7 protein-coding genes and 6 pseudogenes are annotated in these 10,846 nt (G+C 65.4%); 10 read left to right on the forward strand and 3 right to left on the reverse strand.

Translation table 11 applies throughout. The annotated features are described in order from the left end of the window. The 4 genes and pseudogenes from BU28_RS0116915 to BU28_RS24940 form a co-directional block, all read left to right on the forward strand. Positions 1-187: MscL family protein (locus BU28_RS0116915; RefSeq protein WP_028720501.1), on the forward strand; the 187-nt coding region annotated here is incomplete at its 5' end. Between the two features lie 24 nt (positions 188-211). Then, positions 212-316 (forward strand): annotated as a pseudogene (locus BU28_RS24935) (AsnC family transcriptional regulator); the annotation flags it as partial. Beyond that, positions 298-423 (forward strand): annotated as a pseudogene (locus tag BU28_RS25645) (IS5/IS1182 family transposase); the annotation flags it as partial. The pseudogenes BU28_RS24935 and BU28_RS25645, both read left to right, overlap by 19 nt. Before the next feature lie 420 nt (positions 424-843). After that, positions 844-960: pseudogene (locus tag BU28_RS24940) on the forward strand (IS3 family transposase); the annotation flags it as partial. Between the two features lie 100 nt (positions 961-1,060). On the opposite strand, the pseudogene BU28_RS24945 reads toward BU28_RS24940, so the two are convergent. Continuing rightward, positions 1,061-2,287 (reverse strand): annotated as a pseudogene (locus BU28_RS24945) (IS256 family transposase). 126 nt (positions 2,288-2,413) lie between these two features. Continuing rightward, positions 2,414-2,959: pseudogene (locus BU28_RS23515) on the reverse strand (IS21 family transposase); the annotation flags it as partial. Positions 2,960-3,217: 258 nt separating this feature from the next. On the opposite strand from BU28_RS23515, the gene BU28_RS0116930 reads away from it, so the two are divergent. The 5 genes from BU28_RS0116930 (at position 3,218) to BU28_RS0116950 (ending at position 9,441) form a co-directional block, all read left to right on the forward strand. After that, the gene (locus tag BU28_RS0116930; RefSeq protein WP_028720503.1) at positions 3,218-3,658 is read left to right on the forward strand and encodes a hypothetical protein; all 441 of its coding nucleotides are present in this window, start codon (positions 3,218-3,220) and stop codon (positions 3,656-3,658) included. 55 nt (positions 3,659-3,713) lie between these two features. After that, a complete protein-coding gene (locus tag BU28_RS24300; protein ID WP_051578280.1) occupies positions 3,714-4,481 on the forward strand; it encodes a Spy/CpxP family protein refolding chaperone in 768 nt (255 codons plus the stop codon). 230 nt (positions 4,482-4,711) lie between these two features. Next, positions 4,712-5,590 (forward strand): intradiol ring-cleavage dioxygenase, encoded by an 879-nt coding sequence (locus BU28_RS23525; protein ID WP_036763297.1) that lies wholly within the window; start codon positions 4,712-4,714, stop codon positions 5,588-5,590. Positions 5,591-6,154: 564 nt separating this feature from the next. Further along, the gene (locus BU28_RS0116945; RefSeq protein ID WP_028720504.1) at positions 6,155-8,215 is read left to right on the forward strand and encodes a TonB-dependent siderophore receptor; all 2,061 of its coding nucleotides are present in this window, start codon (positions 6,155-6,157) and stop codon (positions 8,213-8,215) included. Beyond that, entirely contained in the window at positions 8,215-9,441 is a 1,227-nt protein-coding gene (locus BU28_RS0116950) for an MFS transporter (RefSeq protein WP_036763300.1), read from the forward strand. Before BU28_RS0116945 ends, BU28_RS0116950 begins: the two co-directional genes overlap by 1 nt. A gap of 21 nt (positions 9,442-9,462) precedes the next feature. On the opposite strand, the gene BU28_RS0116955 is transcribed toward BU28_RS0116950, so the two are convergent. Further along, positions 9,463-10,494: a siderophore-interacting protein gene (locus BU28_RS0116955; RefSeq protein ID WP_143809785.1), complete on the reverse strand. Its 1,032-nt coding sequence runs from the start codon at positions 10,492-10,494 to the stop codon at positions 9,463-9,465. A gap of 110 nt (positions 10,495-10,604) precedes the next feature. On the opposite strand from BU28_RS0116955, the pseudogene BU28_RS0116960 reads away from it, so the two are divergent. Continuing rightward, a pseudogene (locus BU28_RS0116960) lies at positions 10,605-10,846 on the forward strand (IS110 family transposase); the annotation flags it as partial.

The raw sequence follows: 10,846 nt of genomic DNA on the forward strand, positions 1-10,846 counted from the left end.
CTCGTTCCTGTCGGCGATCATCAACTTCCTCATCATCGCCTGGGCGGTGTTCCTGCTGGTCAAGGCGGTGAACAAGATCCAGAGCACCGCCATCCGCAAGAAAGAGGCCGAGGCCGCCCCCGCAGGCCCGACGCAGGAAGAGCTGCTGATGCAGATCCGCGACGAGCTGCGTGGCCTGCGCGCCTGAGCCCATGCCAGGGGATGCGTCATGATCGAGCTTGACCTGACCGACCGGCGCATCCTGGCGGTGCTGCAGCGCAACGGCCGCATCACCAATGCGGAACTGGCGGCCGAGGTCGCGCTGTCGGCCAGCGCCTCAGCGCACGCGACTTCGACCGTCAGGTCGCGGAGTTCCAGGTGCGCGTCGCCGTGCTCAACGGCTTCACCGCGCTCGGCACGCCCATCACAGAGGTCGCAGGATAAGTCTGTCCGGGGAAAGGGGAAGTCCGATCAGCAGCCGATTTGTGCAACATGCCCCGCCACGTGGCCGGATTTTGCACCGCCGTTGACAGAATGTCCCATCTCGACGCAGCGTTACTGCAATCTGAGGTTGTTGCACAAGAAAGTTGATGAGCAGCGGTGAACCTCGCGCTCCTGAAATCGTTTGCAGTGCTTTACTGCCATCGGAACCAGGAAGCCCCCATGCACGCCCTTTCGCTTCGGCCGAGTTCAATTCCTTATGCCCCTCGTCCATGTGCACCGGGACCTCATCTCACGTCCGAGGAATGGGAGCTGATCCTGAAGGCCGTCAGTGCCTACAAGCACAATACGACTTACCGGCAGCTTTATGACAAGCTCGTATCCCAGAGCGCCTGATCCCGGCCACCTCCGTGACCTTCCCCCCGCTCAATCGCCGGAAAGCGGCACCGGTTCGGCTATCGCCGGATCGGCGTGCTGCTCGAGCGCAAGGGCATGATCATGAACCACAAGAAGCTCTATCGGCTCTACCGGGAGGATGGAGGAGGATCTGAAAACAGTCCGGGGGACTGTTTTCGGTCGTGTCGCGAATGTGGTGGAAATTGCCGAGCAGCGCGCTCCGTGCATGTAACGTTGGCTCCAGTCAGGCCGCGAGGTCAAGGGACATCGGCACGAGAGGCTGAGAAAGGGTTTCCCAGCCATCGACCTTGCGCATCTGGATCTGCCCTGATGCCAGGAGCGCCCAGAGCAGCATCGGCACGGTTTCGGCGCAGGGCAGGACGGTCTGGGTCTTGATGCGGCGCCGGAACTCCTCGTTCAGACGCTCGATGGCATTGGTGGTCCTTGCCGACTTCCATTGCGAGGGATCAAGGCGGGTGAAGCTGAAGAGCCGGTCGCCTGCTTCTTCAAGGCTGTCGGCCACGGCCCGGCACTTCAGCTTCCATTTGCGGAGGAAGGCCTTGCGACGCTTCTCGATCTCGGCGGCCGTATTGGCATAGATCATGTCGCGGTAGTCTTCGCTCAGCTCGTCGTGCAGGCGCTTGGGCGCGTGGCCAAGCAGGTTGCGGTGCTTGTGAACCGTGCAGCGCTGGATGGGCAGGTCCCCGCCCCAGAGCGCCACGAGCGCGGCTTCAAGGCCGGGGGCGCCGTCAACGATTACGAACTCGGGCCGCCTCAGGCCCCGCGCGTCCAGATCGGCGAGGAATTGGCTCCAGGCAGCCGTGCTTTCGCCGCCCATGTTCCTGATTGAGAGGAGCACCTTTTGTCCGTCGCGCCGAACACCGATCGCCGCCAGCACCGAGATGTTGGTGGCCTTGCGGTCCAGTCGGGTCTTGATGACGGTGCCGTCGAGGATGAGCCGCACGATATCCTCCTCGGCCAGGTCGCGGGTGGACCACGCGTCCCAATCGACCTTCACCTTGCGCCAGGCCCGGCTGACCACGTCCTTGCTCACCGCCCCCTCGAACAGTCCGAACAGCGCCCGCTTGACCCGGCGCGTGTTGGTGCCGGCCAGGTAGACCGCCGCGATCAGGGCCTCGGCCTTCTTTGTCAGCCGCCTGTAGCGGGGCAGTGCCTTCGAGCGCCATTCGGTGATCTTGCCGGCCTCGTCCTCGATCCGGGCACGAGGAACCCGCACCGTCTCGGTGCCGAAAGTGCCGGTCAGGTGTCGGTCGCGATGCCCGTGGCGGTAACCCTTGGCCTTGTCGTCGCCGCGGCCGTAACGCAGGCGACCGAGAAACTCGGCCAGTTCTTCTTCGAACATGGCCTCAATGGTGGCACGGACATTCGCCCGCAGGCGATCCTAGATCAGATCATACCCGCTGGCGTCGGGCAGTAGCGAAAAGGATGAGCTGTCGGTATTCTGCTTCATGGCGTTCGGGCCGCGCCTCGGACCGGTGGCGGCTTGCGGCCCTCACTCTCCCTGGCGGTTGCCGCCGCCGGTTGGGTGGGTGTCAGTTCACCCGGAGATTACGCCGCCAGCCAATTTCCACCACTTCCGAGACACGACCTCAAAGACCATCTCCTGGCTCTCGCGCGGGTAGGCTCGGACGAACATCATCCGGCTGTGGCAGAGGCGGACATGAGCCACCTTCACCGTGATGGTCACGCCGGAGACCAGCACCACCTCGTGGCTCCAGTCGAACTGGTAAGCCTCTCCTGGGTCATAAGAAAGCGGCACATAGGCCTCAGCCGCCGCTGTCCCGCGGCTCTGCGACCAGGTGCGGGCAAAGCGACGGACCGCGTCGTAACCCCCTTCATAGCCAAGCGCGCGCAGCTCTTCGAAGATCCGGATCAGCGTCAGCCGCTCTCGGGATGGCTTGCCCGCATTCGCCGCAAGCAGCCGGTCGAGCTGGTCCTGCCACGGCCCGATCCGCGGCATGGGCTGATGCGTCCGCTCGTAGCTGAAGTCCGTCTCATCCGACCGCAGGATCTTGCGGACGGTGTTCCGAGAGACGTGCAGCTCGCGCACGATCCTCTTCATCGACCAGCGCTGCACGTAGAAGGCCCGTCGGACCCGCGCAATCGTGTCCACCTGCTTCAACTCCCCCTCCGTCCGCTGACCCGCAGCGAACGATGTGACGAAACTACAGGGGGGGTCAAAATTGCGCGCCTATAACCCCCATTAGGGGGTCAAAATTGCACGCCGAAACACATTTTTTGTAACTGAGTGTTGCTGCGCCCGTGCGCGACACATGCAGTTACAAACTGCCGCTGTTCGCCGCCGAACGCAGCGCTGACAAGGTGGTTGATCGACCACCGGGACAAGCCCGGGCCAGCATGATCCTGGAAAGGACCGACGATGAAGAAGTTGAATGCGCTGCTGATGGCAACCGCGATGGCCCTTGGAGGCACGATCGCGGCGACCGCCCCTGCATCGGCCCAGCCGGCCCCTCCGCCGGCGGTCGATTGCCCGAAGAATGCGAAGAGCTGCCGCGAAGCGCCGCAGCCTCCCCGTGACCAGAAGGCACGGGACCAGAAATCTCAGCCACCCCGCGGTCAGGAGGAGCGCAACGCAAAGCCCCGCCGGCCCGAACCCGAGCGGGCGCATTCCGCCCGTGACGAGCGGCGCGCCCCGGATCTCCGCGAGGCCCGGGGGCTGCGCGCGTCCGAGAAGCGCCAGCTGCCGGCGCCGCCGCGCGGCCGCGAGTATCGCGTCGTGGACGAACGCGTGGTGCTGATCGACCCCGCCACGATGCGCATCGTGCAGGAGGTGGGCAGCCTCGGACGCCTGCAGCACTGAATGCCCGAGCGGTGAACCGGTTGCCTTTTGCAGCCGCAGGACGAAAGGACAAGATATGACGACCATGACCCGCAAGCTGCTGATGACCGCGGCCGCGGTGACGGCCCTTGCCGCTCCGCTGGCCTCGCAGGCGCAGGAGGCGGTACCTGCCCTTGTGCCCGGCGCGCAACCCGCACCTGCGACGATCCCCGCACCGGCCGGTGCGCCCCGCACCGAGGCACCGTCGCCCGAGCGTGACGGCATGGCGCTGCGCCTTGCCGGGAAGCTTTCGGCCGCCGAGATCTTCCTCGGGATCACGGCCGAGCAGGAAAGCGCGTGGCGTGCTTATACTTCGGCCGTGCTAGCCCTGGCCGAGCCGCCGGCACCGCCTGCACCCGCCGGGATGGCAGAGCAGTCCGGAGCAACCCGCGAAACCGGCGTGGCGCCCGCGGCTGGCGCCACGCCGCCGCTGATGTCCGAGCTTCTGGCACGGCAAATGGTTGCCAGGGCGCAGGAGGCGCAGACCCTGCTCGACGCGATCCAGGGACTGCGCGGCGCGCTGACGCCCGAGCAGCTGGCGAAGCTTGCTCGGATCGATCCCGAGTTCGCTCCCGGCCCGCGCGGCATGCATGACGGCGACCGTATGGAGGATCGCGGGGGCAAGCACGGCGGCCCGCAGCTGGACCGCGGCCGACCTGATCAAGGGAGTGGCGGCCCCGGCGCAGGATGGCCCGGCCAGGGTAGTCCGGGATCCGATGGCCGTGGTCTGCAGTCTGGCCCCAGGCCCGGCCCGCAACATGGCCAGCTGCCTCCCCCGCCCGGCTTCCAGCCGCCCCGGAACTGATCCGGGGCTGCGCCGGCGGTGGGATGACCTGCCGCCGGTCTCAACAAGGAATCCCAGAATCAGAGATGGGGCTGGCTGAACAGCCCTCATGTGCCCTGCCGAAGGTATAGCCGCAGGACGTGCCAGATGGTGCATATGCACTGCCTCGACTGGTTGCACTGGTCCGTGAATCGAGGACCCCTGAACGCAAATCTGCGTTGAAGGTTCATGCGTCTACTGGAGTTGCCCTCATGACCCAATATGACCCTACCCGCCGCGCCGTTCTGGCCTCTCTTGCCGCGTCTCCGGCGGTGATGCTGGGCGCCCGCCCCACACAAGCGCAGGAAGCCGCTGCTGTCACGGCGGGGCTCATCTCATCCAACGTCTGCATGCTCGCCACCGAAGTGACGGAAGGACCCTATTACATCGACCCCGAACTCGTCCGTGCGGACATCACGGAGGGTAAGGAAGGCGTTGCGATGGACATGGTGATCCAGGTGGTGGATGCCTCCTGCCGGCCACTTGCGGGCGCCCGCGTGGACATCTGGCACTGTGACGCTCAAGGCAACTACTCGGGCTATGCCAACCAGGGCAGCGACGGCACCCTCGATACTTTAGGCGAGACCTTCCTGAGAGGGACGCAAATGGCCGACGCGCGCGGGATCGTCACCTTCCGGACGATTTATCCCGGCTGGTATCGGGGCCGGACCACACACATCCACCACAAGGTGTTTCTGGACGAAACGAACGTGCTCACGGGACAGATCTTTTTCCCCGATGCGCTTTCGCAATACCTTTACGACAATGTGCCGCCCTACAACGACCGCGCCTCAGCCCGCGATACCGTCAACAGCAATGACGGGATTGCTGAGGAAGCGGGCGAAGGTGCTTATGCCGGTGTGCGTGAAACCGGAGACCGGTACGTGGCCACGCTGGTCATCGGTGTGGACCCGCAGGCGGTGAGCCAAGGTGGCAGAGGTGGCCCGGGAGGACCACCGTCCGGCAGCGATGGCCAGCCTGGCACCCCACCCCCCGAGGGTGGTCCGCCTCCGCGGGAGGGTGAAGTGCCTCCGGGTGAGGTCGGCGGCAACACCGGCGGGCCAGCTGCACTGGTGCCGGGCCAGGAGTGACGGCTAGCCGGATCTGATCCGCTCGACTACTTTAGCAGTACCGCTAAGCTACCGATATTGCATTGGGTGAGCAGGATCGCATTCCTCTAGCGATGCCGACGCTTATCCCTTGACGCTCGACTTCAGCCCCCTGGCAAGCATAGCTCCGAGCGCGGGGGCAATCCGGCTGGGTCTCGCGTTCGTCCGGGCTAGTCGTCGGTCGCTCTACCGGCAATGTCGAAGGTCCCGCACCACGCTCGTGATCGGTGTCACATAGCGCCCGAAGACACCTGCCAATTAATGCTGAAAGCTACATTCTGCAACGAAGACGCTGGCCTGCGGTCAAGGGCAAAAAAACCTCCGTGTCTTTTACTTGGCTCGTGATGGCAGTGACGGCGCCGTCACCTTCATCAACGCCCACGTGCCGGACAGCACAAGCAAACATCCAATACTTGACAATTTCAATAAGAATTTGTAGCGGCAATGGCAGCTTGGCATGTGGCGCGTTCATCATGTGCAGGCGCGTCACCAATCTCTGTACCCCCACCGTGAGCCGTTTTCTGCCATACTGCCCAAGGAACCATGATGAACAGACCGTTGATTGCCTGCCTGCTTGCCGGTGTTGCGGCCCTTCCCGCTGTCGCGCAGGAGGCTCCCTACGTCTTGTCCGAGATCACGCTGGAAGCGGAAAGCGACACCACGCTGGTCCAGGACGGCTATGTTCCCGGCACCAGCCGAACGGCCACCAAGCTGGATACGCCTGTCGGCAGGATCCCCCAGGCCGTCACCATCGTCACGCAGGACCAGATCGAGGATCAGGCGCCGCGCACCCTGAACGAAGCCCTGGGCTATACGGCCGCCGCGAACCCGAACAACTACGGCTTTGACACCCGGTTCGACGCCTTTTTCCTGCGCGGGCTTCCGGCCTATTACAACGGCTATTTCCGCGACGGGCTGCGCCAATACAACGCGCCGACCGCCTGGTTCAAGTCCGAGCCCTACGGGCTGGAAGGGGTCGCGGTGCTGAAGGGGCCGAACTCGTCCCTGTACGGTGTCAGCGGGCCGGGCGGCATCGTCAACCTGATCACCAAGCGCCCAAAGGACGACCGCTATCGCGAGATCGAACTGACCACCGGCGCCAATGACCGCGCCCAGATCGCGGGCGATTTCTCCGGTCCGCTGTCGGAAGGCAGCGAGTTCAGCTATCGTCTGACGGGTCTGGCCCGCAAGGCAAACAGCGATCTTCCCGGCTACGCGGACGACAAGACCTATTTCGCCCCGGCCTTGTCCTGGGACAATGGCGTGACCCGCGCGACCCTGCTGGCCGAGGTTTCCAGTTCGGTGACGGGCGGAACCGCCGCCTTCTACAACCCGGCCTATGGCGAGGTGTCTGACCTCTACGAGGGCGATCCCGACTACAACGACTTCGATCAGGACCAGTGGCGTCTCGGCTATGAGATCGAGCATGACCTGAACGACAGCGTGACGCTGCGCCAAAGCTTCCGTGCGGCCCGCGTCGACATCGACCTGGAATACAGCGGCCATTATCCCGTGGGCGCCGACCTGGCCCGCTACTGGGGCCACTACAAGGAAAACATCGACACGCTGGTGCTCGACAACGGGTTGCGCTGGAGCGGGAATACCGGGGCAGTGTCCCACGACATCCTGGCCGGCATCGACATGACCCGCGCCGATTATGAGACCTACAGCATCTTGGGCTATGTCTCGGCTGCCGATACCGCCGCGGCTGCGGTGCCCTTCACCGGCGCGCAGGAGCAGCGCCAGATGGGCATCTACCTGCATGACCAGATGCAATGGGGCAACTGGCAGGCCTTCGCCAGCGCCCGCTGGGACAGTGTCGAGACGACCACCACGGCTGCCGACCGTTCGACGGGCACTCAGGAGGATACCGGCCGTTCCGGGCGCCTGGCGCTGAGCTATGACTGGAGCAACGGCGTCATGGTCTATGGCAGCGTCTCGACCTCTTTCGCGCCCAATATCGGCTTCGTTTATGACGACCCGGCCGATGAGGCCACGCAGCGTGCGGCCCGCCCCACGCAGTCCACGCAGCGCGAGATCGGTCTGAAATACGCGCCCGCAGGCACGAACCTGCTGCTGTCCGCAGCCGTCTTCGACATCGATCAGCGCGATGGCACCGTGCTGGATGTCTCGACCGGCGAGAACCGGCAGCGCCAGCTGGACCTGAACAGCCGCGGCGTCGAGCTGGAGGCGCAGGCGAACTGGGACAATGGCTGGGGCGTGATCGCCAGCTATGCCCACCAGCGCGTCAGGATCGAGAAGGGCGCGGCGGGAACCGTGGGCAACGAACTGTCGGGCGTTCCGAACGATACGCTCTCGCTCTGGGGCAAGTATGACATCCAGTCGGGTCCGGCGACGGGTCTCGGGCTGGCGGCGGGCCTGCGCTATGTCGGCGAAAGCTATGGCGATGATGCCAATGCCATCACCAACGACGATCGGGTCTTCGTGGATCTGGGGGTCAGCTACCAGCCGGCGCAACTGCCGGGGGTCGAGATGCAGGTGAACATCAAGAACCTGTTCGACCAGCAGAAGCAGACCTGCACCGCCGGATACTGCTATCGTGACGAGGGCCGCACCTGGACGGCAAGCCTGAGCCGCCGCTTCTGATGGCGCGGGGCGCGAGGCAGCCCGGACAGGCTGCGATCCTGTCCGGCCTGTGGGCCGCCTATGTCGCGCAAAGCGTGATCGGCGGCCTGACCTGGGGCGGGCTGCCCGCCGTGCTGCGCGACCAGGGCCTGCCGCTTGACCGGATCGGCCTTCTGTCCCTGCTGATCGCGCCCTGGGCGCTGAAGGTTCTGTGGTCGCCGGTGATCGAACGGTGGCGGTTGCCCTGGGGCCAACCGCCCCGCAGCGCCATGCTGGTTCTGCTGTTCGGCCTGGTCGCCGTTCTGGGTCTGCTGGCCACCGGGGTCGTCGGTCTGGTGCCGCTGCTGCCGGCACTGGCCTGCCTGATGGTGGTGGCCTTCGCCACGGCAACCGCTGATATCGTCGTTGACGGCCACGCGGTTGGCGCCCTCGCGCGCAGCGGGCACGGCTGGGGCAATGCCGCGCAGGTCGGAGGCGCCTATGTGGGATCGGCGATCGGCGCGGGGCTTCTTCTTGTCATGGTCGCGCGGATCGGCTGGACAGGGGCGGTCTGGTTCATGGCCGGACTGGTGGCTGTCCTGCTCATCTGGTTCGCCCTGACGGCGCGCGGGTCCGCGTCATCACCGGCCGCGGGCCCGCGCCCCAGTCTGCGCCGCGCGCTGGCCCGGCGCGACATCCGGCAGGGCCTGATGCTGACGGCGATCTTCGTGATTGCCCAGAAGCTGTCTCTGGGCATGCTGGGGCCGCTCCTGATCGACAGGGGCATTTCCCTTGCGACGGTGGGGCTGCTCAACGGCTTTGGCAGTCTGGTCCTTGGGCTGTTGGGTGCGCTGCTTGGCGGGGCGGCGGTCCAGCGGTGGGGTGTGCGGACGACCATGGGGGGCGCCCTGATCTCCCAGGCCATCCTGATGCTGTGCCTGGCCCTGAGCGGCGCCGGGGTCATCCTGCCCCCCGCCTTGCCGGTCGCGGCCGCGCTGCTGTCGGGATCGGCGCTGTCGGCCATCGGCTTCACCGCGCTTTATGCGCAGTTCATGCGGTGGTCGGACCCGAGGCAGGGCGGGGTGGACTTTACCCTGTTCCAATGCCTGGATGGTGCGCTCAGCATGGCCCTCGGCCTTGTGGCCGGGGTTGTGGCGCAACATGCGGGTTACGGCGTCTTCTTCGGCCTCAGCGCCATTCTGCCCGTCCTGGCTGTCCTGATGCTGAGGCGTCTGGCGATCAGGACGGCCCAGGCAACAAGCGCCTAGGAACGACGCGGCCGGCCGAGTTCATGCGGCCGAACTGTGATGCGGCTCCTCCGCCATTTCCCCAGCCATGCCGCGCCGCCAATAGGCTGCAACCATGTGCCGGTCGCGCGGCATCTTCCAGATCGAACGGACGTGACGGCGGATGTCGCGGAATGCGTCGAACTCGCATCCGGCCCAGACATAAAGATCGCCGGACGGCTGCCGCCGGGCAAGCGCCTCGACCAGCAGCCGCGTCGTGCCGGGCGCGGCGCCACGCCGATGCAGCCACTTCACCGGGCCGCCGGTCAGAACCTGTTCGTCCTCGGGACCGTCCACCTCGATGATCGCCTCGCACCTGCTGTCCGGCGACGCAGCCTCCAGCATCCGGGCGATGGCTGGCAGCGCCGTCGCGTCGCCCAGCAGAAGCACCCGTGGCGCCTGGGGAATCGCTCCGCCGCCCGGTCCCAGCAGACCCGCCACATCGCCCGGGCGGCATGTCGCAGCCCAACCCCCAGCCGATCTCTCGGCAGTCGGATGGAGTACGAAGTCTATATCCACCTCACCCCGCGCCAGATCGAGATGGCGGATGGTGTAGACGCGCACCAGCAAGGTATCAGATCCAGCGGGGAAGCTCAGCGCACCACTTGCCGTCAGCATCGGCCACACAGGCGGCAGGTTCGCTGGCCGATCCTCCGGAGGCAGGAGCAGACGGACGTGAAGCTCATCCAGCGGCAGGTCCTCCAGATCCGGAACAGAGAAGGTGACCCTTTGCATGGTGGGGGTCAGGCGGCGCGATGCCGTGACGCGGACCTCGCGGAAGAACGGCGGAACGCCATGGGACTGCCCGTCGCCCTCCCAGTGCAACTCTACCTCCTCTGCGAGATACTCTCGGATATGATCCACGAAGATCAGCTTCATGTAGCTGAGGCCGATGGGGTTGACGCCTCTTGCCTCAACGAGAAGCGCCTCACCGTCCCACCGCGCCTCAAAGCTGCCCAGCGGGATCTGCATCCGCCACGGACCCGCCTCCGTTCCCGTGATGTATTCTGCATGATCGGCCGCGAAGCGGAACATGGCAGCGGCGCCGTGGGGATGGTCAAGTGAACTGATGCGGTGGATGCCCCCACCCAACGACATCTCTTATGCCATGATGGTTTCATCGGAACCGAAGGGAGGGCACATCGATGACGACACCGATCAACATGCTGGCAATCGACTTGGCGAAGGGCAGTTTTCAGGTATGCGCAATAGGATTGGATGGGGCGGTTCTATATAACCGTGTTCTGTCGCGCACCCGGCTGGTGTCGCTGCTGGCTGAGCAGAAATCCTGTATCGTGGCGATGGAGGCCTGCGCCACGTCACACTACTGGGGCCGGATGGCGGAATCCCATGGTCATGAGGTGCGTCTGGTGCCGGCGGTGTATGT

It is taken from the genome of Paracoccus yeei ATCC BAA-599 (assembly GCF_000622145.1).
Taxonomy (GTDB): domain Bacteria; phylum Pseudomonadota; class Alphaproteobacteria; order Rhodobacterales; family Rhodobacteraceae; genus Paracoccus; species Paracoccus yeei.

What these genes read in the sequence shown, in the direction of transcription:
- BU28_RS0116930 (WP_028720503.1), top strand. Translation starts at nt 3,218, where the DNA reads ATGAAGAAGTTGAATGCGCTGCTGATGGCAACCGCGATGGCCCTTGGA.
- BU28_RS24300 (WP_051578280.1), top strand. Translation starts at nt 3,714, where the DNA reads ATGACGACCATGACCCGCAAGCTGCTGATGACCGCGGCCGCGGTGACG.
- BU28_RS23525 (WP_036763297.1), top strand. Translation starts at nt 4,712, where the DNA reads ATGACCCAATATGACCCTACCCGCCGCGCCGTTCTGGCCTCTCTTGCC.
- BU28_RS0116945 (WP_028720504.1), top strand. Translation starts at nt 6,155, where the DNA reads ATGAACAGACCGTTGATTGCCTGCCTGCTTGCCGGTGTTGCGGCCCTT.
- BU28_RS0116950 (WP_036763300.1), top strand. Translation starts at nt 8,215, where the DNA reads ATGGCGCGGGGCGCGAGGCAGCCCGGACAGGCTGCGATCCTGTCCGGC.
- BU28_RS0116955 (WP_143809785.1), bottom strand. Translation starts at nt 10,494, where the DNA reads ATGTTCCGCTTCGCGGCCGATCATGCAGAATACATCACGGGAACGGAG.